Source organism: Segatella copri (genome assembly GCF_026015295.1).
In the GTDB taxonomy this organism is placed as follows: domain Bacteria; phylum Bacteroidota; class Bacteroidia; order Bacteroidales; family Bacteroidaceae; genus Prevotella; species Prevotella copri_C.
In genome coordinates, this window is sequence record NZ_JAPDUW010000001.1 from 2,865,492 (window position 1) to 2,887,079 (window position 21,588).

Annotated in this window: 21 protein-coding genes; 4 read left to right on the forward strand and 17 right to left on the reverse strand. The window is 42.6% G+C overall.

Features of this window, described 5'->3' with window-relative positions; genetic code table 11:
- Positions 1-56: 56 nt before the first annotated feature.
- The 6 genes from yidD to xerA form a co-directional block, all read right to left on the reverse strand.
- On the reverse strand, positions 57-308 hold the full coding sequence (gene yidD / locus ONT18_RS12070; RefSeq protein WP_040553354.1) for a membrane protein insertion efficiency factor YidD: 252 nt from the start codon (positions 306-308) through the stop codon (positions 57-59).
- A complete protein-coding gene (gene rnpA, locus ONT18_RS12075; protein ID WP_117693277.1) occupies positions 308-751 on the reverse strand; it encodes a ribonuclease P protein component in 444 nt (147 codons plus the stop codon). Before rnpA ends, yidD begins: the two co-directional genes overlap by 1 nt.
- 21 nt (positions 752-772) lie before the next feature.
- The gene (locus tag ONT18_RS12080) at positions 773-1,522 is read right to left on the reverse strand and encodes a uroporphyrinogen-III synthase (protein WP_117587228.1); all 750 of its coding nucleotides are present in this window, start codon (positions 1,520-1,522) and stop codon (positions 773-775) included.
- 6 nt (positions 1,523-1,528) lie between these two features.
- On the reverse strand, positions 1,529-2,554 hold the full coding sequence (locus ONT18_RS12085) for a DUF4271 domain-containing protein (RefSeq protein WP_153114369.1): 1,026 nt from the start codon (positions 2,552-2,554) through the stop codon (positions 1,529-1,531).
- Positions 2,555-2,557: 3 nt separating this feature from the next.
- Positions 2,558-3,832: a methionine adenosyltransferase gene (gene metK / locus ONT18_RS12090; RefSeq protein ID WP_118079556.1), complete on the reverse strand. Its 1,275-nt coding sequence runs from the start codon at positions 3,830-3,832 to the stop codon at positions 2,558-2,560.
- 117 nt (positions 3,833-3,949) lie between these two features.
- Positions 3,950-4,906 carry a site-specific tyrosine recombinase/integron integrase gene (gene xerA / locus ONT18_RS12095; RefSeq protein ID WP_022121521.1) on the reverse strand — a complete coding sequence of 319 codons (957 nt, stop codon included), beginning with the start codon at positions 4,904-4,906 and terminating at the stop codon, positions 3,950-3,952.
- A 124-nt stretch (positions 4,907-5,030) separates the two neighbouring features.
- Here xerA and aroQ point away from each other — a divergent pair, with 124 nt between their 5' ends.
- Entirely contained in the window at positions 5,031-5,465 is a 435-nt protein-coding gene (aroQ, locus tag ONT18_RS12100) for a type II 3-dehydroquinate dehydratase (protein ID WP_006848094.1), read from the forward strand.
- Between the two features lie 29 nt (positions 5,466-5,494).
- Positions 5,495-6,133, forward strand: coding sequence for an O-methyltransferase (locus ONT18_RS12105; RefSeq protein ID WP_006848095.1), 639 nt, complete (start codon positions 5,495-5,497; stop codon positions 6,131-6,133).
- Between the two features lie 97 nt (positions 6,134-6,230).
- Here ONT18_RS12105 and ONT18_RS12110 read toward each other — a convergent pair whose 3' ends face one another.
- The 11 genes from ONT18_RS12110 to pckA all read right to left on the reverse strand — a co-directional run bounded on the left by ONT18_RS12110 (position 6,231) and on the right by pckA (position 17,801).
- On the reverse strand, positions 6,231-7,460 hold the full coding sequence (locus ONT18_RS12110; RefSeq protein WP_006848096.1) for an FtsX-like permease family protein: 1,230 nt from the start codon (positions 7,458-7,460) through the stop codon (positions 6,231-6,233).
- A gap of 86 nt (positions 7,461-7,546) precedes the next feature.
- Positions 7,547-7,882, reverse strand: coding sequence for a 30S ribosome-binding factor RbfA (gene rbfA / locus ONT18_RS12115; protein WP_006848097.1), 336 nt, complete (start codon positions 7,880-7,882; stop codon positions 7,547-7,549).
- A gap of 31 nt (positions 7,883-7,913) precedes the next feature.
- Positions 7,914-8,750: a glutamate racemase gene (gene murI, locus ONT18_RS12120; RefSeq protein ID WP_117693273.1), complete on the reverse strand. Its 837-nt coding sequence runs from the start codon at positions 8,748-8,750 to the stop codon at positions 7,914-7,916.
- Entirely contained in the window at positions 8,747-9,301 is a 555-nt protein-coding gene (locus ONT18_RS12125; RefSeq protein WP_006848099.1) for an OmpH family outer membrane protein, read from the reverse strand. Before ONT18_RS12125 ends, murI begins: the two co-directional genes overlap by 4 nt.
- 114 nt (positions 9,302-9,415) lie before the next feature.
- Positions 9,416-9,901 (reverse strand): OmpH family outer membrane protein, encoded by a 486-nt coding sequence (locus ONT18_RS12130; protein ID WP_006848100.1) that lies wholly within the window; start codon positions 9,899-9,901, stop codon positions 9,416-9,418.
- Positions 9,902-9,993: 92 nt separating this feature from the next.
- Complete coding sequence (locus ONT18_RS12135; RefSeq protein WP_022121518.1) at positions 9,994-10,506, reverse strand: OmpH family outer membrane protein; 513 nt, start codon at positions 10,504-10,506, stop codon at positions 9,994-9,996.
- A gap of 11 nt (positions 10,507-10,517) precedes the next feature.
- The gene (locus ONT18_RS12140) at positions 10,518-13,154 is read right to left on the reverse strand and encodes a BamA/OMP85 family outer membrane protein (protein ID WP_117693270.1); all 2,637 of its coding nucleotides are present in this window, start codon (positions 13,152-13,154) and stop codon (positions 10,518-10,520) included.
- 51 nt (positions 13,155-13,205) lie between these two features.
- Positions 13,206-13,958 carry an isoprenyl transferase gene (locus tag ONT18_RS12145; RefSeq protein WP_181976443.1) on the reverse strand — a complete coding sequence of 251 codons (753 nt, stop codon included), beginning with the start codon at positions 13,956-13,958 and terminating at the stop codon, positions 13,206-13,208.
- Positions 13,955-14,671, reverse strand: coding sequence for a DUF6089 family protein (locus tag ONT18_RS12150; RefSeq protein ID WP_254949462.1), 717 nt, complete (start codon positions 14,669-14,671; stop codon positions 13,955-13,957). Before ONT18_RS12150 ends, ONT18_RS12145 begins: the two co-directional genes overlap by 4 nt.
- On the reverse strand, positions 14,626-15,987 hold the full coding sequence (locus tag ONT18_RS12155) for a DUF6242 domain-containing protein (RefSeq protein ID WP_264905816.1): 1,362 nt from the start codon (positions 15,985-15,987) through the stop codon (positions 14,626-14,628). The genes ONT18_RS12150 and ONT18_RS12155 overlap by 46 nt, the downstream gene beginning before the upstream one ends.
- A 200-nt stretch (positions 15,988-16,187) precedes the next feature.
- Complete coding sequence (pckA, locus tag ONT18_RS12160) at positions 16,188-17,801, reverse strand: phosphoenolpyruvate carboxykinase (ATP) (protein ID WP_022121513.1); 1,614 nt, start codon at positions 17,799-17,801, stop codon at positions 16,188-16,190.
- A gap of 395 nt (positions 17,802-18,196) precedes the next feature.
- Here pckA and upp point away from each other — a divergent pair, with 395 nt between their 5' ends.
- Positions 18,197-18,856, forward strand: coding sequence for a uracil phosphoribosyltransferase (gene upp, locus ONT18_RS12165; protein WP_006848107.1), 660 nt, complete (start codon positions 18,197-18,199; stop codon positions 18,854-18,856).
- Positions 18,857-19,984: 1,128 nt separating this feature from the next.
- Positions 19,985-21,574 carry a S8 family peptidase gene (locus tag ONT18_RS12175; RefSeq protein ID WP_022121297.1) on the forward strand — a complete coding sequence of 530 codons (1,590 nt, stop codon included), beginning with the start codon at positions 19,985-19,987 and terminating at the stop codon, positions 21,572-21,574.
- Positions 21,575-21,588 lie beyond the last annotated feature (14 nt).

Genomic DNA, 21,588 nt, shown 5'->3' on the forward strand with positions numbered 1-21,588 from the left:
GATTTTTTATTATATTATATAATATGTATAAGGGGCCCAACAATACAGTCGGAAACTTACGGTACGGGATCATAACCCGAACCACCCCAAGGATTGCATCTTAAGATGCGCCAAACAGCCAAAGCCAGTCCCTTAAAGGGACCATGCTTCAGGATGGCTTGTCTCGCATACTCTGAGCAAGTGGGCTGAAAGCGACAAGAAGGTGGCGTATAAGGAGTAATACACTTCTGATAAAACAATATCGGCAGTATAAGAATCCATACCAACACCTTTCTCATGCCATGTGCTATCATAAAGAGAATCTTCATCATAAACTGCTCTCTTTCATGACTGTTTCAGATTGCATCTCCTTGATATTATCAACCAATCTATCCAAAAGTTTAGTCATTTTGGTTGAAACCAGCTTTGAAGGCTGCAATTGTTCTGTTTGCCAAACAAAAGCCACAAGCAATTGTTTTCCAACATAATTCTGCATACAAGTCTCCAGCTCTTGTTTTTGATAACGAAAAGCTTCACGTATCTGTCGCTTTACCCGATTGCGTTTTACTGCGTGCTTAAAATAACGCTTAGATACACTGATAAGAACTTGAACAGAAGGGGCTTGCTCATCTTTCTTGTCAACAAGAAGAAACACCATTCTCATAGGCCATGCCGTCATTGCTTTAGCACCACCACCAAAGAGCTGTTCTATAAGTGTCAGTTTACATAGATGCTCTTTCTTTCCGAATGTTTTATTTCTGTCTGTTGACATATCTATTCTATTAAATATTTCCTATTTATTATGACGTTTCAGATAATCTGCCAAGGCACCTGTCATAGATGGAAAAGCTTTATTAGGAGCCTCCAGATCAAGGCGTAAGCCCTCATCTTCAACCGTTTTTGCTGTAGCAGGACCAAAAGCGCCAACAGCGATATTCCCTTGTTCAAAATTAGGGAAATTCTTCTTCAGAGCCTTTACACCTGTTGGGCTAAAGAAAAGCATCATATCATAATCGAAGTTCTTGATTTCCTCTTCTGAGAAATCATTGCTTACAGTACGATACATGACACATTCTGTATGATTGAGTTTTTTCTCATCAAGCAAGTTGGCAATATCATCATTATGAACACTGCTTAATGGTACCAGATATTTCTCGGTTTTATGACGAGCCATCTGTCCCATCAACCCATCAATTTTACCTGTATCACCAAAGAACACCTTACGCTTGCGATACTGAACATACTTTTGGATGTAGAGAGCGATAGTCTCTATCACACAGAAATATTTCATATCTTCAGGAATTGTGATACGCATCTCCTTAGCTAATTTAAAGTAGTTGTCTACTGCATGACGAGATGTAAATACGACAGCAGTATAGTCAAGCAAATTTATTTTCTGCTGACGGAATTCTTTAGAAGAGAGCCCCTCTACCTTAAAGAATGGACGGAACACGCATTCTACTCCATATTGAGCCTGGATATCGAAGTAAGGAGACTTCTCACTTGCAGGTTTTGGCTGAGAAACTAAAATTTTCTTTATCATTTTGTCTTAAAAGTTTATTTTCAAATAATGACTGATTAACACAAGTCCACCCCAAAGAGCGAACAAGGGTATCACTTCAAGGGCACAAAAGTACAAAAATATTTGCAGAAACACGCCATTTCTTCTAAAAAAGATAATGTAAGCCTTCAAAAAAGCCAACAATTTAACTAATCCAAGGATAGTCAACGTGTATATCACTGCAATTTGCAATGGGAAATCGAAATACGACAAAAGCATCACCATTGGGAACAAGGCCACTCCTTGACATGATATAAGGAACAAGTATGCCTTGAGCCATTGTACATTTTTTTTCTTTTCAAAGAATACCCAACCAGAAATCACATAGAGGAACGCCTTCAACAAGAAATAGCCCCCCATACAACCAGCATATATACTGATTACCTGATATTGGTCTACGATAAACGTATCGCTGATAGATGCTTTCGAATAAATGAAATACCCGATTGCCAACAAAAGACAGGTCTGCAACACGAAGAAGAACTGGTATCTTACTTCAGAACTGGTCTCCGTCACCTCTGTTGTACCGATGCGTGGAGTACGGAAGAAGGTTTTTGCCTGGCGTATAACAAAATGCTTAGATTTAGAGAATGCTATACAAGCCAAGAGAAAACAGACCAACAGCAATGAAGTAATAAAGCTATCACCAGCTACCGTATAGGGAACAGGATCACCTGCCACCCCTAAGCGTCCACCCTTTAATTCCGGATGAAACAGAGAATCTTTTGAAAAGAATGACTCACGATAATATTGTGGCAAACTTACATCCCTAAAACTCTTACCTGCCTTATGTCCTGGCAAGTGTAATGTATCCGGCATCTTGCTCCAATGAATCTCACTGGGCTTGATATGTGCCCTAATCATGGAGTCCTGCTGAGCTGGCGTTGCATTCTTAGGCAGCCAGCTCAACACCTCTTTGGGTGTGAGCTGGCTGCTATGTTGCCTGAGCACTTGCTGTTGCGATTCAGTCTCAAGTGCGGCATCTGTCTGTATCGAATCTGCCTGTTGCACCATTCCTTAAAGTCCGAAAACTTTCTTGATTTCGTCTACCTTATCTAATTTTTCCCATGTAAAGAGTTCTACCTTCACAGTTTTAGCCTCATGATATCGGCTGGTGAAGGTTTTCTCTACTATCTCATTCTTACGTCCCATGTGTCCATATGCCGCAGTTTCCTGGAACATTGGCTGGCGCAACTTCAACTGGCGCTCGATTGCTTTAGGACGAAGATCAAACATTTCTGCAATTTTCTTTGCAATCTCGCCGTCAGTCATATTCACATGGCTTCTGCCGTAAGTATTTACATAGATACTAACCGGTTCTGCCACGCCGATAGCATAACTTACCTGAACCAACATTTCATCTGCAACGCCGGCAGCAACCATATTCTTTGCAATATAACGGGCAGCATAAGCAGCCGAACGGTCAACCTTACTGCTATCCTTACCTGAGAAGGCACCACCACCATGAGCACCCTTACCTCCATAAGTATCTACAATGATCTTACGACCGGTAAGACCTGTATCTCCATGAGGACCACCAATCACAAACTTACCTGTAGGGTTTACGAAGTACTTGATGTCATCATTGAAGAGAGCCAACACCTTATCACTCAGGTGAGTCTTTACTCTTGGAATCAGGATATTGATTACATCCTCACGAATCTTTGCCAGCATAGCATCATCATCGTCCTCACCATTTGCCTTCTTGATAAAATCATCATGCTGGGTAGAAACTACGATGGTATCGATGCGCTGTGGGATATTATCGTCTGAGTATTCGATAGTTACCTGGCTCTTAGAGTCCGGACGGAGATAAGTCATCACCTTGCCCTCCTTGCGGATATCTGCAAGTACACGCATGATGAGCTGAGCCAAGTCGAGTGATACCGGCATATAATTTTCGGTTTCCGTTGTTGCATAACCGAACATCATACCCTGGTCGCCTGCACCCTGATTCTCATCCTCCTCACGACTTACACCGCGGTTAATATCATCGCTCTGTTCATGGATAGCAGTAAGCACACCACAAGAGTCGCCGTCAAACTGATATTCGCTCTTGGTATAACCGATTTTCTTGATAGTCTTGCGGGCAATGTTCTGCAAATCAACATAAACGTTAGAGCGAACCTCACCCATGATTACTACCTGACCAGTAGTACAAAAGGTTTCGATGGCGCAATGAGCGTGGTCATCGTAAGCCAAAAACTGGTCAAGCAATGCATCTGAAATCTGATCAGCCACTTTATCTGGATGTCCTTCAGAAACTGATTCTGATGAAAACAAATATGCCATATTTTCTTACTTTATTTCTATTAATTATTGATATTCATTATTTTGCGGCTGCAAAGTTACTCATATTTTTTCAGATTTTGTCATATTCCTATATAAAAAACGTCAATTCCTTGTGCTTTATCTGTTATTCGGGCATCTTTTGTCTGTTTTATCAGAATCAAGCACTTGGTTTTCTTCACTATATTTGATATTTCGAGGATGATGTTCCAAGATAGCTCTGCGCAAATCTGAAGTTTCAAGATGAGTATAAATCTCTGTGGTTCCAATATCTTCATGCCCCAACAAGGCCTGAATTACTCTCAGATCGGCTCCACCTTTCAACAAGGCTGTAGCAAAACTATGGCGTAAAGTATGAGGAGAAATGGTTTTCTTGATTCCTGCATCATAAGCCGCATTTTTTATCATGATAAGTATCATATTGCGTGTGAGATGAGCACCTCTACGATTCAAGAAGACGTAGTCTTCCTCACCTGGCTTGATTGTCATCAGATTCCGGTCTATATACCAAAGATTGATTTCTTTCAGAGCCTTACCAGAAATAGGAACGATGCGTTCCTTGTTACCTTTACCTATGACCCTAATAAACTTTTCTTCTTCAAACACATCGCTTTTCTTTAGATTCACAAGTTCCGAAACGCGAAGGCCACAGGAGAACAGGGTTTCTATAATCGCCTTATTACGCTGTCCCTCCCATTTTTCCAAATCGATAGCCGCTTCAAGCATGTCAACCTCTTCTACAGATAAATACTCCGGCAAATGCTTTCCTATTTGGGGAGAAACCAGTAATTCGGTCGGATCGTCTTTTATATAATCATCAAGCACCAGATACCGGTAGAAAGAACGGATTCCGCTCAAAATCCGAGCTTGTGAACGAGCAGAAACACCACGATCATGCAAACTTGCAGAAAAATTCTCCAAGTCTTCCAATTTCATTTCTGTCAGCACCAAATTGTTCTTATCAGCATACTCCAAGAGAAAATTCAAGTCATGATAATAGGCATCCAACGTATTTTTGGAGAAATTACGCCCCAACTTGAGGTATCTCATATAGTTCTTTATAATTTCATTCCTCATTTTTTGTCAGTTTCCTTAATTTATTGTATCTTTGCATCGTCTTTGCATAAGACAGGAGAGTACAAAAGATCTCTGCCGCAAAGATACGAAAAAAATATGGATTACGATTAAAAATCAAGTAAATATGAAGATACAAATTATTAATGGTCCAAACTTGAACCTTCTTGGTGTAAGAGAACCGGGTATTTATGGTAGCAATTCTTTCGAGAGTTATCTGCCTAAGCTGAAAGCGAAATTCCCTGATATTGAGATAGAGTACTTTCAGAGCAACATTGAAGGCGAGTTAATCAACAAGCTGCAGGAAGTAGGTTTTTCCTATGATGGTGTAGTACTCAATGCTGGCGCCTATACTCATACCAGCATCGCCTTGCAGGATTGTATTCGCAGTTTGAAATGCCCTTGCGTTGAAGTACACATCTCTAATGTGCATAAACGTGAAGAGTTCCGCCATCATTCATATATTTCCTGTGCTTGCCTGGGCGTAATCTGCGGTTTCGGTCTGGCTTCTTACGAACTTGCCATTTCAGGAATCTTAGCACAGAAAGAAACAGAAGAGTAAGATTTCCGTTACTCTAAATCCATCAGATTATGACAGAGACTGAACTCATAGACAAATATATCTGCCAGCATATAGAGCCTGAAGGCGATTATCTGTATCGTCTTTACCGCGCCACCAATATACATACTATCCATGGACGTATGGCTAGCGGCCATATTCAGGGCAGACTTCTCAAGATGCTTGTAGAGATGATTCGCCCGAAGAATATTCTGGAAGTAGGCACATTTAGTGGCTATAGTGCTATCTGCCTGGCACAGGGATTGCAGGAAGGTGGAAAACTCTACACTTTCGAAATCAATGATGAGATGGAAGATTTTACCCGTCCCTGGATAGAAGGTTCGAATGTTGCCGATAAGATTGACTTCCGCATCGGTGATGCCAACATAGAAGCGCCCCAACTAGGCGTAAAATTCGATATGGCTTTTGTTGATGGCGATAAGCGTACCTATATAGAAACGTATGAAATGGTTATGAGCATCCTGAACCCTGGAGGCTACATCCTTGCAGACAATACTCTTTGGGATGGTCACGTCATCGATCCTGCCTACGACCGAGACCACCAGACTCAAGGCATTCGGGCTTTCAATGATTTAATAGCAAAAGATCCTAGGGTAGAGGTTGTTATCTTGCCACTACGCGATGGTCTTACACTCATCAGGAAAAAATAAAAAATCAATTAGAACAAGAAATGGCATGAATCCCCCATGAAAGATTCATGCCATTTCTTTTAGTATATGCACCCAAGTATAAGAAATTCTGTAGATTTTAACTCAACAGCCTTTTACTCAGCGCTCTTACAGGATACCATACAGCAAGCCAACCTACAGCAATTACAGTAACGAAGATAATGGCAACATCTGAGTAATGGACACTTACCGGATACGCATCAACAATAAAGGAGCCTTCAGAATCTCCCAGACGTACAAATCCATATTGCTGCTGCAAAAAGCAGAGGAGCAAGCCCAATCCAATACCGATAACAGCACCTATCACAGCTATCATTCTACCTTCAAAAAGAAATACTCTGGTAATCTGCTTATCGTTAGCTCCAAGATTACGAAGAGTCACTACATCATTTTTCTTATCAATAATAAGCATAGAAAGCGACCCGATGATATTGAAACATGCAACAACTAAGATAAAGGTCAGGAAGATATAAGCAATCATCTTCTCTATCGACATAATTTTAAAGGTATCTTCCTGTTGTTCAAATCTGTCAAGCACTTTATATTTATTACCGGCTATCTGCTGCATCTCAGCCTTTACTGCATCCAGATTGCTACCCGGTTTCAAGCGTAATTCCAAATCAGAGAGCATACCTTGCTGACCAAAGAGATTACGGGCAAATGAAATAGAAGTGATGATGTAGTTTTTATCATACTTAGCCTGTTTGACGGCAAAAAGTACGCCAGGAGAGTTGAGCGAGTCAACAACAAAGCCATCACCAGGGTTAGTCATATCCAGCTGTCCTTCCTTTTTAGGAGCATAGATTTTCAGGAAACCATCCCATTGTGCTCCTATGCCTAAATTCTGGGCGAGACGGATACCTACTGTTCCATATTCCAGATTGGCAGCATGCAAGGAGAAAGAGCCATCACCATATAAAATATCTGTAATATGAGAAAGTTCTGCAAAATTATCATCTACACCCTTGATTTTCACCATAGCCTGATGATCATTATAGATTGCAAGAGCTTGATCTTCCACGGTTTCTGTTGCAACATCTACCTGCGGCAAAAGACGAATCTTAGTAAGAATAGGATCATCTGCAGGTGCAGTTTTTCCCTCAACAGGCACAACCTTGAGTTGTGGGTCAAAACTCGTAAAGAGTGAAGCTACCAGGTCATGGAAGCCGTTAAAGACACTCAGAACGATGACCAGAGCCATCGTAGCTACCGCCACTCCTATTACAGAAATAGAACTGATGACGTTGATGACGTGCGTACTCTTCTTTGAGAAAAGATACCTGCGAGCTATAAAGAATGGGAAATTCATAATTCTATCTTACCTTATTTATATAACAGTATAGGGAGTCAAGAATTGCCGTCTTAACTCCCTTGTCTTTTTACTTCCTTACTCTTTTACTTTTTCAAGAGTTCATCAATGTGCTCCAAATAATCGAGACTATCATCAAGGAAGAAACGGAGTTCTGGAATAATACGTAACTGGTTTCTCACTTTTTTACCCAAGTCGAAACGGATCGTCTTCTCATTTGCATTGATATTCTTCAAAATCTCCTCTCCTTTTTCAGAAGGGAACACACTCAAGTAAGCAGTACAGATACTGAGATCTGGGCTTACTCTAACCTTAGTAACACTTACCATCACACCATGCATCATGCGAGTTTGTGACTGGAAGATAAGACTCAACTCCTTCTGGAGAAGTCTTGATATACGGTTTTGTCTTGTTTCTTGCATAACTATTAACTATAAATTATTAACTATAATACTATTCAAGATCTACATGTGTAACCTCCACCTGTTCATGAAGGAAAATCTGTGCAGATTCCTTGAATTTATCCTCACTCTCTGTTGTGAGATATCGGCAAGAGCCTGTTTTGGTTATCATCTGTTCCATCTGCGGATGGCGCTTCAGATAATCTTTCAGACTGTTTGCTACATATTGTCCTTGCGGAACCACTCTTACGCCATCAGGAAGATTCTTCACAATGCTGCTCATAAGAAGTGGATAATGCGTGCAACCCAAAATAATGGTATCAATATCAGCGTCCTTCAGCATCAGCTGGTCGATGCGTTTCTTTACAAAATAATCAGCTCCCGGACTATCTGCTTCATTGGCTTCCACGATGGCAGCCCAAAGCGGACAAGCCACGCCACTCACCTGAATCTCTGGCCAAAGTTTCGAAATTTCCATATTATAACTTTGGCTTTTAATAGTACCTTCTGTAGCCAGAAGTCCCACGTGATTACTCTTGGTAATAGTACCAATTACTTCGGCAGTAGGGCGGATAATACCCAGAACTCTTCTGCTGGGATCCAACTCAGGAATATCGCGCTGCTGCAAAGAACGTAGTGCCTTAGCCGAAGCCGTATTACATCCCAGGATAACGAGATGACACCCCATAGAGAAAAGTTTAAGCACAGCCTGGCGTGTGAACTTATAAACCACCTCAAACGAACGCGAGCCATAAGGAGCACGAGCGTTATCACCCAAGTACATATAATCATACTGAGGCATCATCTGGCGCAACCCATGCAGGATGGTCAGTCCGCCATAACCAGAATCAAAGACACCGATTGGTCCAGGATTAGAAGGCAACATCATTTCAAAGTCTCCTCCAGCAAAGCTGTAATATCCTCCCCCATCTCTTCGTTGAGATAAGGAGCTGCATTATTGTCTGTATTGATGATAAAGGCAAAGCCTTTCTGCTTGCCAATCTTTTTAGCTTCCTCGTTTATTTTTGCTTTGAGCGGAGCATAAGCATCATTCTCTGCTTGCTGCAACAGGCGGGTAGCCTCAGCCTTGAAGGCAATATTTTTCTCCATCAATTCACGCAATTCAGCCTGACGTTTCTCCAGAATTGTCTTGGCATAAGTGCGCTGTCCATCAAGAAATTCCTCATACTTAGCATTAAACTCAGTTTCTACACGTTTCGTTTCTGCATCGTATTTCTCACGGAGTTCATCCATATTATGCTTGGCTATAGCGTAACCAGGCATAGTATGAAAAACCTTATCAAAACTAAAGTAGCCAAAATGCAAAGGAGCAGATACAGCAATCTGTTGTTGCTGAACCTTTGCTGCAGGCGTTGTATGCTGGGCTGAAACAGTCAAAGAGATGAGAGCAAAAGCCAGAAATAAGAGATTCTTTTTCATGATGAGTGATACCGTTTATGATGAATACCTTATAAATACCTCGTTATTGAAAATGAGAAATAAGGGCAAGCACTTCTGCCTGCCCTCAATCTATATTCTTTTTACTTGCCTTGATTACTTAATCTTAGCCTGTACTTCCTTAGTAACGTCTACTACGTTAGTACCTGTATATACAGCTGCACCATCCTCGAAGATGAAGGTGTAGTTGCCAGCCTTGCCTACAGCCTCGATAGCTGTACGTACCTTTGCTACGATAGGCTGCATGAGTTCGCTGCTCTTCTTCTGCAACTCCTGCTGACCATCCTGGTAAGCCTGCTGAATTTTCTGCTGGAGAGTCTGCAACTCAGTTTCCTTCTGCTGCTTTGCTGTAGCGTTCATTGTGCTGGAACCCTTCTGATACTCGTCAGCCTTACGCTGGAACTCATCCTGCATAGACTTCAAGTCATTCTCCTTCTGCTTCTGGAGAGCTTCCATCTCGCCATTAGCCTTAGCTACATCTGGCAAAGACTGCATAATCTGCTGAGTATTTACTTTACCAAACTTCTGAGCCATCATTGTCATTGGTGCACAGAGCATCAACATTAAAATAAGCTTTTTCATTGTTCTATTCTTTTTAATTATTAATTTCTAAATGAAGTTTTCATGCTGCCAACCATTGGCAGATATACTTACCGGCTGCAAATATACAATTATTATTTGGAATAACCTAATTTTTGGAGCACTTCGTTGCTAATATCTATCTTAGGAGAGCCAAAGATGATGCCGCTGTTGCTAGCTCTATCGAGAACAAGCGAATATCCGCGCAGGTCTGAAATCTCTTTTACGGCTGTATAAATCTCTTCCTGAATAGGTCCCATCAATGCCTCACGCATCTTATAAAGATCGCCTTCTGCACCAAAATATTTTTTCTTCAAATCGCTAGCCTCCTTCTCTTTCTGCATGATGGCATCCTGCTTAGCCTTCTTCTGCTCCTGGGAAAGGAACACTACCTCGTTCTGATAGTTCTTATACATGGTGCTTGCCTCTGTGTTAAGAGCTTCTACCTCAGCCTGCCATTTGCGGCTTACTTGATTCAGCTGCTCGTTGGCACGCTCATAAGCGGGTACATTCTTCAGGATGTACTCCATATCTATCAATGCATATTTCTGTGCATGTGCTGAGATGGCTGCTACAGCCATCATCAGCATCAATACTATTTTCTTCATAAAACCCATTTTTAGAATTCCTGACCTAAGATGAAGTGGAACTGGCTTCCACCCTTCTTATATGAGCTACCATTCCATACGGTATCGAAACCGTAAGCCCAGTCAATACCCATCAGACCAACCATAGGCAAGAAGATACGTACACCGACACCGGCACTACGTTTCATGCTGAATGGGTTGAACTTCTTGGTTTCATACCAGGCGTTACCAGCCTCTACGAAGGTCAAACCGTAAATGGTTGTGTTACCTAAGAGGAATGGATAGCGAAGCTCCAATGAGAAACGGTCGTATGCATAAGCATAGTAACCGGTTGTAGGACTGTAAGATACAGAACCATTCTCATAACCGCGGAGTCCGATTGTTTCCTCACCATAATATGATGAGTATCCACTCATACCGTCACCACCCACATAGTAGGTCTCGAACGGACTCTTCTTATACTTGTTATAAGAACCGAGCAAACCGAGTTCTACACGGGTCATCAATACGAAGCACTTCTGACCCTCTGTGAGTGCAGTATAAGTCTTTGCCTTGAACTTCCACTTATGGTATTCAATCCATCTGTACTTCTCCTGCTGCTCTGCAGAATAGGTTGGCGACTTAGAATCGTTGGCAAGATTCTTGTAGTCCTTGTTGTCGAACGCACTCCATGGTGGAGTAAGGTTGACACTTGCCTCAACCTCAGAACCACGACGTGGGAAGAGTTGGTTATCGGTTGATGTTCGGTTCAATGCGATGGTCAAGTTCAAGTTGTTCGCATTACCGTTGGTCATCAACATATAGCTCCAGTTCTTCATCATGTAGCGCTGGTAAGCCAACTGTACAGACAAGGTGAAGTAATCATCCGGCCAACGGAGGCGCTTACCCCAACCGAGGCTTACACCCACCATCTGGATATACTTGTCTGGATCGTAATAATTCTCGTAGTTGTTATAGTAACTAGAACCATAGCCATATAAGTAACTCTGATAGTTGTACATGGCTGCACTATTGTAATAGTTGCTTGACACGTCGGTACTCTTACTGTAGTATGCACCTACGCTGAACTGGATAGGGCGCTTGCCGCCAAACCAGTTGGTAGAGTAGCTTACGTTATAGCTCTGATAGTAGGTACCATTGGTCTGTGCACCGATACTCAGCACCTCACCATCACCGATAGGCATGATACCACGATGCTCCTTGTTTTTGTTGAAGAGGTTTGCCATAGAGAAGTTGTTGAGCTTCAAGCCCACACGTCCGATGACACCCGTCTGACCCCAACCGAGCGAGAACTCAATCTGGTCGTTACTCTTCTGCTCCAGGTTCCAGTTTACATCAACCGTACCATCTTCAGGATTAGGCTTTACATCCGGGCTAACCTTCTCAGGATCAAAGTGTCCCATAGAAGCAAGTTCACGAGCCGAACGCATCAGAGCATCCTTAGAGAAAAGGTCGCCTGGCTTGGTACGAAGTTCACGACGCACTACGTTTTCGTAAAGACGGGTATTACCATTGATACGTACATGGCTCAGATAAGCCTGAGGTCCCTCTGTTACGCGCATCTCCAAATCGATAGAATCGCCATCAATATTGATTTCAGTCGGTTCGATACGAGAGAACACATAACCATTATTATAGTAGAGGTTAGAAACAGCGTCATCATCTTCATTCAGGCGCTTACCCAATATCTTCTGGTTATATACATCACCCTTCTTCATGCCGAGCAATGCTTCGAGATAAGCTGAAGAGTAAACGGTATTACCTGCCCAGGAGATGTTACGGATATAGTATTTCTTACCTTCATCTACCTTGATGTAGATATTAACGTGCTTCTCATCGAAGTTGCTCACGCTATCTTCCAGAATCTGAGCATCACGGAAACCATACTCATTATATTTGTCGATGAGTTTCTGCTTATCTTCCTTCCAGCGCTCAGGGGTAAACTTCTTCGACTTGAAGAAAGAAGCGAACTTACCAGCCTCATGCGTCTTGGCAAAAGCACCCTTCGAGAAGAGTCCACCCTTAATCTTGCGGTCAGAAAGCTGTTCGTTTCCATCGATTGTTATCTGATGTACCTTGATTTTTTCTTTCTTGTCAACAACAACATCCAGGATTACCTGTCCCTTGTTGGCAACATCATCGCGCTGGTTAATCTGGATATCAGCGTTCTTGAAACCCTTATCATCGAAATACTTCTTGGCGAGAATCTTGGCACGGTCGAGCATATTCGGAGTTACCTGAGTGCCCTTTACCATACCCAACTTCTGCTCCATATCTTCACGCTCGCTCTTCTTCAAACCAACATAGTTGATATTAGAGATACGTGGACGAACCGCAAGATAGATATGGAGATAAAGCTTCTCACCTACGATAGAGTCGGCAGCGATAGCCACCTTCGAGAAGAGTCCATGTTTCCAGTAGCGCTTTACGGCATTGGTAATCTCGTCGCCAGGCACAGTAATCTCATCGCCCACACTGAGTCCTGAGATACCTGTGAGAACATAGTCTTCGTAGCCCTCAACACCCGAAACATTGATACCACCAATCTTAAGGGTACGAGGTGTACCAGCATACGAGATGTCAGGATTTACGATTTTATCTTGTGCCTGAATCTGCATGCATGCCATTACGCCGAACAGCAGGATGAAAATCTTTTTAAATCTATTCATTTATACCTTATTATATATAATATGATTTTTCTATGCTTGTATGAGGTTTGCCTATTTCTCCTCCTCTTCCACCTGTGCCTCGGTTTTTCCAAATCGACGTTGGCGGTTCTGATAACTTGCTATTGCCTTGTGCAGATCTTCTTCATTGAAGTCTGGCCAGAAGGTATCACAGAAATACAACTCTGAATAAGCTATCTGCCAAAGAAGATAGTTGCTGATACGGAGTTCACCTCCTGTACGTATCAGAAGTTCAGGATCTGGCATGAAACTGGTCTCAAGATGCTTCTCGAAGTTCTCCTCTGTCAGTTTATCCTCTATCTGCTCATAGGTTGAACCAGACTCGAGCGCTTCTTTTACCATTTTCTTTGTAGCATTCAGAATTTCCCAACGTGAAGAATAGCTCAATGCCACAACCATAGTCATAGCATCGTTCTTCGCAGTATGGTCCATGGTCTCCTGAAGCTTGTCCTGTACCTGTTGTGGCAGGCGTTTCAAATCGCCTATCACACGGAAGCGGACATTATTCTTCATGAAGATTTCATCTTCGAGCGAAGTCAGTACCAGTCCCATCAAGGCAGCAACCTCATCGGCCGGACGGTTCCAATTCTCTGTAGAGAAAGTATAGAGGGTGAGATATTTTACCCCCAACCTGGTACACTCCGATGTAATTCGGCGCACGGTATCTACTCCAGCCTGATGGCCGTAGCTACGCTCCTTGCCCCGTTCTGTTGCCCAGCGACCATTGCCATCCATAATGATAGCGATGTGCTCAGGAATCCTGTTCATATCTAAGTTGTCCATCATTCTTCTTTATTACAAGTTTTACATTTTGCACTAAAACTATAGGTCACCGAAACGGCTATGGTAGAATAGCAGTCGGAATTCTTGAAAATGCCACTGCTCTTTACCCGGTAAGGGTCTTTCACACCATCCAGTTCATCGCTGAGCGAGAAATGGAAAGTCCAGGCCAATCCCAAGTTCAACCTTTCGTTTACTTTATATTTTGCGCCGATGCCTAAAGGCACGTTGGCTGTAAATACATTTTTTTCGTTACCTTTTACATAGGTTGCTCCCAGGCCACCCAGTATATAAGGAACCAGGCGCTGGGCTCCGCGATAGTCTCTGCCTGTTCCGTAAGGCCAGAAGTTGTACTCAAACACCAGATTCATATCCACCAGCGTATGATTGAAGGAATAGGGATTCTCCGCATAATCAGGATAGAAAGTATCCACATTTGCCGAAGAACCTTTTATTTTTCCAAAGCCCACGCTCAGTTTCAAGTCTTTGTAGGGGTCGAAATTGTATCTTCCCACCAGGAAACCGGCAGGTTGCATGTCGCCAAGCACATTTCCGTTAAAGTCGCCTTCATAGGTCATTACTCCCACACCGGCGCCTATCTCCATGCGATATTGCGGATCGTCCTGTGCACGAACCGCCATACAGCCCAGAGTTAAGAAGGCAAGCAGGATGATTAATCTTCCTTGCTCCAGCCATCTATATTGAAACGTCCTCTCCATACGTATCCGTTTCTGATAATCCAATAATAATGTTGCTTGTCACGGCAGAAAGCGAAACGACCGTCAGTAGCAAACTTAGCAGGCAGAACAACCATCGCATCCTGCTTCCAAGTCAATCCGGCATCCTGGCTCTTATACCATTTGCCGTTACTGCCTAAAGCAACGAAGCCTGTATCGGCAGCACAGGTAATTACCTGATCCAGCCAAGGCATCTTTCCACTTTTATTGTTTTCGATTTCCAGATAGTTCCACTGTCCATCTTCATTTGCATCATAGTCAACCGTGCGCAACCATGTGGTGGCAACCGTATCATTCAAAGCCTTGTCGCGAGTACCCATCAGCATCACGTTCTCCACATTTTTTGCAGAGAGCACGCCAGCCACATTCATTGAGACATTCTGTGTTGGCAAAGAGTCTGCATCAGTATCAAGTTTCTCTGCCTTCCAGCTGGCACCCTTATCTTCTGAAACAGAGATACCTGCAGCAGTATAAGCATAGAGATTCTTGCTGCTTGCACCAATGAGCTGCTTGATATCTGCGTTTTCAGAAACCTTTGTCCATGTTGCAGCATCGGCAGAAGCATAAACCTTGCCGCCATCTGAGATATAGAGTTCGCCATCCAGCGCTACTGCACTTTGGTAAGCGTCACTACTTAAGCCTACGCTCATCATAATAGATGACCAGGCGCTGCCATTATTGATGGCTGACTTCAGCACCTTAGTACCCTCGGCAGTCTTGCCGAATACATAGATGTAATCACCACAAGCTACAGCCTTCAGATCAGAGAACGCAGCCAACTGACTGTTGTTCTGAGCCAGCTCATGCCACTTAAACTCATAAGGCAACTCCTTATGTACGTTTACGGTAACCTGATACTCGGCATAGGCAGAGTAGTCGCTGCTGTAAACTCTAATAAGGCGAGGCACTGAGAAGTTGATGGAATCAGAGCTTGAATAGTATGCTGCGACAGAATCAGTCTTGTTGATATCCATCAGGAGAATAGGGCTGCTATTCTTGCTGCTGATAGTAGCCAATATGGCAGTATCCCTCACCCCACAAGGCAAGGAATCTACATTATAAATCCAGCGTCGTGCCTGATCTATGGAAAATTTATAGTCAGAGCCCGTCACATTAGCCTTGAGCAAGGTATCTTTACCTGCCTTCGTTTTGGTATATCTGTCAAGACTACCCAACGAGAAAGCCGTGATGGCTGTATCATGTGTATATTCTACTGTTGTTTCATCGCTGCTCAAGCAAGAAGAGAGCGAGAGCGTAGCTGTAATCAGCGCTATGAAAGCAAAAAACTTCCTTTTCATTCTATCCTATTTTATTTTTAGCTGCAAATTTACTGAGAATTCTTTAAAAACTCGACCTTTTCTCCTTATTATTATGCAAATTATTCATTTTAGGCGCATTTTTTAAGTTTTTTAGTGATTTCGAGGCGTAAAAACGAAGAAATCCCGCTTCTCTTGCGAGAAACGGGATTCCATATTTAGTATAAATTCGAAGTGTCGAATTAGAGCTGTGGACCAGCAGCAACGAGAGCCTTACCAGCCTCGTTTGTCTCATACTTCTTGAAGTTCTTGATGAAACGAGCAGCCAAATCCTTAGCCTTCTCCTCCCACTGAGAAGCCTCAGCGTATGTATCACGTGGATCGAGGATCTTAGGATCTACGCCTTCCAACTGTGTAGGAACTACGAAGTTGAAGAATGGGATAGTCTTTGTAGGAGCAGCGTCGATTGAGTGGTCGAGGATAGCGTCGATGATACCACGTGTATCGCGGATAGAGATACGCTTGCCTGTACCGTTCCAACCTGTGTTAACCAAGTATGCCTTAGCACCAGACTTCTGCATCTTCTTTACCAACTCCTCAGCGTACTTAGTTGGGTGCAACTCCAAGAATGCCTGACCGAAGCAAGCAGAGAATGTTGGAGTAGGCTCGGTGATACCGCGCTCTGTACCAGCCAACTTAGCTGTGAAGCCAGAGAGGAAGTAGTACTTAGTCTGCTCAGCGTTCAAGATAGATACTGGTGGCAATACACCGAATGCATCTGCTGAGAGGAAGATAACCTGCTTAGCAGCTGGACCCTGAGAGAATGGACGCTGGATGTTCTTGATGTGGTAGATAGGATAAGATACACGAGTATTCTCGGTAACAGTCTTATCTGCGAAGTCAATCTTACCATCCTTAGCTACAGTTACGTTCTCGAGGAGAGCGTCACGTGTGATAGCACCGTAGATGTCTGGCTCAGACTCCTTGTCGAGGTTGATAACCTTAGCGTAGCAACCACCTTCGAAGTTGAACACACCCTCGTCGTCCCATCCGTGCTCATCGTCACCGATCAACTTACGCTTAGGGTCTGTTGACAATGTAGTCTTACCTGTACCAGAAAGACCGAAGAAGATAGCAGTGTTCTCACCGTTCATATCTGTGTTGGCAGAGCAGTGCATAGAAGCCATACCCTTCAATGGCAAGAAGTAGTTCATCATAGAGAACATACCCTTCTTCATCTCACCACCATACCATGTGTTGATGATAACCTGCTCCTTAGAAGTTACGTTGAATACAACGGCTGTCTCTGAGTGGAGACCCAACTCCTTCCAGTTCTCAACCTTTGCCTTAGAAGCATTGTAAACGATGAAGTCTGGCTCCTGATCGAACTCAGCCTCGTTCTGAGGACGGATGAACATATTTGTTACGAAGTGTGCCTGCCATGCTACCTCAACGATGAAACGTACCTTCATACGTGTATCCTTGTGTGTACCGCAGAAACCATCTACTACGAACAACTTCTTATTAGAAAGCTCCTTCTTAGCGATCTCCTTAACGGCGTTCCATGCCTCTGGAGTTGCCTTGTGGTTATCGTTGTGATACTCCTCAGAATCCCACCATACAGTGTCGTGAGATGTAGCATCGTCAACGATGAACTTGTCTTTAGGAGAACGACCAGTGTAAATACCAGTCATTACGTTAACTGCACCGAGCTCAGTCTCCTGACCAACCTCAAAACCCTCGAGACCTTCCTTAGTCTCCTCATTGAACAATACCTCATAAGAAGGATTGTAGAGAACCTCAGTTGTACCTGTGATTCCGTACTTTGCTAAAACTGACTTATCAAACTTTGCCATTTTATTTTAAATGTATTTAAGTTGTGAATAATTTCTCTTTACCTTTTTACCTTGGTTGGCAGAAGAAATCATCATTCTCCCAAAACCGCCGCAAAGTTACGAAAAATATGTTTTATAGCAAAGATTCTTAGGTATTATTCTTTCTTTTTAAAAGCTTTTTAGGTTAAAGAACTTAAAAAAAGCCGATTCGACCGACATTTGCCACGTTGACTTTGCAAAAAATCTCTGCTTAGAGAAAAACAAGCAGAGATTTACACCTATTTTATATATAAGAGGATATTTGAAGGAAAAATAAGATAGCAACAGTTCTTTCATTCCTCCAGAGAGAAAATAATTGCCCAAACATTTTGCCGTTTCCGAGATTTATTATATCTTTGCAGAAAAACTACAGCTATATGAAGATAAATAATCTGAGCGAGCACAATTGCATCATCAACCGCTATCTGGCAGAGATGCGTGACTGCGATTATCAAAAGAACCGATTGCTCTTCCGCAACAACATTATGAGAATCGGTGAGTATGAAGCCTTTGAAATATCAAAGACTCTTAATTACGAAAAGACTGAGGTGACTACACCACTCGGTGTGGCCCAGGTCAATCTTCCTACCGAAAAGATTGTCATCGGTACTATATTCCGTGCCGGACTTCCTTTCCACGAAGGTTTCCTCAATATTTTCGACCACTCTGGCAATGCCTTTGTGAGTGCTTATCGCGAGTATACCAACAAGGAGCATACTGAGGTGGGCGTACATATCGAATACCTCGCTACACCTGATCTTACGGATAAGGTGCTCATCATTGCCGACCCTATGCTTGCCACAGGTATCAGCATGGAGATGGGCATGAAGGCTTTCCTCACCAAGGGCAATCCTAAACATATCCACATTGCCTGTGTTCTCGCTGCACCTGAGGGCATTGAGCACGTCAAGAAGACCTTCCCTGAGGACAAGACTACCATCTGGTGTGCCTCTATTGATGAGGGGTTGAACGAGCATAAGTATATCGTGCCAGGCTTCGGCGACGCCGGCGACTTGTGCTATGGCAGCAAGCTCTAAGCCGCAGGCTTTATAAATTCGTACGCTTTATATAAAGTATAGCAACTCTACTCTGAAATACTCTTCACTCTTCACCTTTCGGCCCGAAACCCCTGTGTTTATCGGCATTCCGAGGGGTGAAGAGTTATTTTTATCTCTTCACCTACTCTTCACCACTCTTCACCAACAGACATTAAAAAAACTGAACTTTCGCATGCGGTTCAAGTACGGGCTGAAGACCCAAAAGCTCCTAGCCCAGGGCGTGTGGGGCAAAACTTACGAAAGTTCAATTAAAAAGAGGTACAAGACCGCTTCAACAGAAGGTGAAGAGTGGTGAAGAGTGGGTGAAGAGTGCCCGAACACTCTTCACCCCTCGGAATGCCGATAAACACAGGGGGTTCGGAGCATTTGGTGAAGAGTGAAGAGTTTTTCGTCTATCGCATAAAAAAGAAAATCAGACGTCTAAAAGGTTATCAGATAAACCCAGTTCCGAGGACTGTTAAAGACAGACAGCCGACTAGCGGATAAGGTGCTAGTCGGCTGTCCGGCTTCTGCCAGTTGGCTGTCCTACGCAAACAGCCAACTTATCTCCGAAAGATAAAACCTTTAATAATGGAACGAGCTGCCCCCCAGGAACTCTCGCAGAAGCGAAGTAGGCGGCAGATTATTATAAGGTATACCCTTGAAATATTTCAGGAACTTAAGCAACCGGTAAGCTTCAGCATATTCCTCGCAGTTTTCCGGAACCTGCTGCAGCAATGGTTCTGCCTACGTCTCGATGTAATCTTTACTACGTCGGGACGCATTTTCTGCCCCATCGCCCCCTTACGATAGGTAATGATACCTTTTCCGACGAGTAGCGATGTTTATTTCCCTACTGTCCACAGCCTTGACAATCGACTGCAAGACTCTCGCCAGTCAACTGTTTGACTTTCGCCAATCAGCTGTTCTTCGCAAACAGCCATGCCTTTGATGGCTGCTTTTCCACCCTAAAAACCTCTGCTACCTCCGTCCATACTACGTAACATTCTAGAAAAACACACCTACTATAAAATTGAAAAAGTTTTTGTAACATAAGACAAAGTCTATTCCAAAATTAACTTGTAACTTTGCAGCCACAATTTAATTATTAACAAAAAGATCAAGCGTATGAAAAAGTTTACGAATTTATGCTTTGCAATTCTTTCAATATTTTGTAGCTGTCAAGGCAATATTGAAGATGTCCAAAACTCTACCCAATTTCAAACAACCCATGAAGCGACCAATGAATGCAATTATTATTGGTACAATGGCAAGAAGATAGAGCTCATTGTTGACTCGACAAAAAATTTCATTGTTTACAACTCGGAAAAGCCTATACTTAAAAAGATTAAAGGAGGTGAATTTCAAAAAGGCATTTCTACAACGAGAAGCGGTGGACAATCAAAAGCATCATGGGCTATTGTAGAAAAAGAGAATTGCACAAGAAGTACCCTCAACAATATTGATACTTCCTACAAATCACCTATGTACATTTCTAAAGAGACAGGCAAAAGCATCGGTATTAGCAACCTAATTCATATAAAACTGAAAGATAGTAAAGATAAGAAAATACTGGAGGAACTAGAGAGCAGTTTACATATTTCAATTTATTCCCAAAATGAATACCTACCTCTATGGTATACGGTTTTCTGTCAAGACAATTCACATGGCAATAGCTTGGAATTATGCAACAAGTTGCAAGAAAGCAATAAATTTGCATATGTCGAGCCAGACATTATGATAGATTTAGCACAAGGAGTAACATCTTTTGTTGCTCCAAACGACCCATTATATTCCGACCAATGGAATCTTCACGGAAAATATTCTATCAATTGGGAAGAAGCGAGTCTATTAGCCAATGGTAAAGGTGTCAAGATTGGTTTAATCGACACTGGAGTAGATGCAACTCACCCTGACTACGACTCACAAAAAGTATATCATGCATACGATGCATATATAGGGGATTGGTTCGCAAATGGACTTTACAGCTCTCACGGTATGGCATGCGCTGGAACCATTGTCACGATTCCAAACAACAAAAAAGGATTAGTCGGAATAGCTTCAAATTCTGAACTTCAAAGCTATAGCGACCCTCTTACTGCTAGACCAAACATTTCTCAAAATCTAGCTTCTGATTTATGTATTGCTTTCAACAGCACCGATGTTGTAAGTTGTTCTTGGGGAGGTAATGATTTAAATAGTTCTGAAATCAAGGAAGCCATAACCTATTATGCATCATGGGGAAGAAACAACAAAGGGGTTATTATCGTATTTGCTTCTGGAAACGACTCTGGTCCCGTAACCTTCCCAGCAAACTATGATGAAAAGATTCTAGTTGTAGGTGCCTCTAACAAATTTGGAAATAAAGCAAATTTCAGCAACTATGGAAAAGAGATTGATGTTGTAGCTCCTGGCGTAGATATTCCAACAACAGGATGGACAGAATCAGATACTAGCACCTATAATTATATAAAATTTTCAGGCACTTCTGCAGCTTGCCCACAAGTTGCTGCCGTAGCAGCATTAGTTTTGTCCATCAATCCAAACTTAACAAGCAAAGAAGTATGCGACATCATTGAAAAGACGGCACAGAAAGTAGGAAGCAAGCCTTACTCTACATACAGCAACAGACCTAATGGCACATGGAATGAATATATGGGTTATGGGCTTGTTGATGCAGCTGCTGCAGTAAAAGCCGCAAAATCTACATTAAAATAATTAAAATAAAAAGA

What these genes read in the sequence shown, in the direction of transcription:
- yidD (WP_040553354.1), bottom strand. Translation starts at nt 308, where the DNA reads ATGAAGATTCTCTTTATGATAGCACATGGCATGAGAAAGGTGTTGGTA.
- rnpA (WP_117693277.1), bottom strand. Translation starts at nt 751, where the DNA reads ATGTCAACAGACAGAAATAAAACATTCGGAAAGAAAGAGCATCTATGT.
- ONT18_RS12080 (WP_117587228.1), bottom strand. Translation starts at nt 1,522, where the DNA reads ATGATAAAGAAAATTTTAGTTTCTCAGCCAAAACCTGCAAGTGAGAAG.
- ONT18_RS12085 (WP_153114369.1), bottom strand. Translation starts at nt 2,554, where the DNA reads ATGGTGCAACAGGCAGATTCGATACAGACAGATGCCGCACTTGAGACT.
- metK (WP_118079556.1), bottom strand. Translation starts at nt 3,832, where the DNA reads ATGGCATATTTGTTTTCATCAGAATCAGTTTCTGAAGGACATCCAGAT.
- xerA (WP_022121521.1), bottom strand. Translation starts at nt 4,906, where the DNA reads ATGAGGAATGAAATTATAAAGAACTATATGAGATACCTCAAGTTGGGG.
- aroQ (WP_006848094.1), top strand. Translation starts at nt 5,031, where the DNA reads ATGAAGATACAAATTATTAATGGTCCAAACTTGAACCTTCTTGGTGTA.
- ONT18_RS12105 (WP_006848095.1), top strand. Translation starts at nt 5,495, where the DNA reads ATGACAGAGACTGAACTCATAGACAAATATATCTGCCAGCATATAGAG.
- ONT18_RS12110 (WP_006848096.1), bottom strand. Translation starts at nt 7,460, where the DNA reads ATGAATTTCCCATTCTTTATAGCTCGCAGGTATCTTTTCTCAAAGAAG.
- rbfA (WP_006848097.1), bottom strand. Translation starts at nt 7,882, where the DNA reads ATGCAAGAAACAAGACAAAACCGTATATCAAGACTTCTCCAGAAGGAG.
- murI (WP_117693273.1), bottom strand. Translation starts at nt 8,750, where the DNA reads ATGATGTTGCCTTCTAATCCTGGACCAATCGGTGTCTTTGATTCTGGT.
- ONT18_RS12125 (WP_006848099.1), bottom strand. Translation starts at nt 9,301, where the DNA reads ATGAAAAAGAATCTCTTATTTCTGGCTTTTGCTCTCATCTCTTTGACT.
- ONT18_RS12130 (WP_006848100.1), bottom strand. Translation starts at nt 9,901, where the DNA reads ATGAAAAAGCTTATTTTAATGTTGATGCTCTGTGCACCAATGACAATG.
- ONT18_RS12135 (WP_022121518.1), bottom strand. Translation starts at nt 10,506, where the DNA reads ATGAAGAAAATAGTATTGATGCTGATGATGGCTGTAGCAGCCATCTCA.
- ONT18_RS12140 (WP_117693270.1), bottom strand. Translation starts at nt 13,154, where the DNA reads ATGAATAGATTTAAAAAGATTTTCATCCTGCTGTTCGGCGTAATGGCA.
- ONT18_RS12145 (WP_181976443.1), bottom strand. Translation starts at nt 13,958, where the DNA reads ATGATGGACAACTTAGATATGAACAGGATTCCTGAGCACATCGCTATC.
- ONT18_RS12150 (WP_254949462.1), bottom strand. Translation starts at nt 14,671, where the DNA reads ATGGAGAGGACGTTTCAATATAGATGGCTGGAGCAAGGAAGATTAATC.
- ONT18_RS12155 (WP_264905816.1), bottom strand. Translation starts at nt 15,987, where the DNA reads ATGAAAAGGAAGTTTTTTGCTTTCATAGCGCTGATTACAGCTACGCTC.
- pckA (WP_022121513.1), bottom strand. Translation starts at nt 17,801, where the DNA reads ATGGCAAAGTTTGATAAGTCAGTTTTAGCAAAGTACGGAATCACAGGT.
- upp (WP_006848107.1), top strand. Translation starts at nt 18,197, where the DNA reads ATGAAGATAAATAATCTGAGCGAGCACAATTGCATCATCAACCGCTAT.
- ONT18_RS12175 (WP_022121297.1), top strand. Translation starts at nt 19,985, where the DNA reads ATGAAAAAGTTTACGAATTTATGCTTTGCAATTCTTTCAATATTTTGT.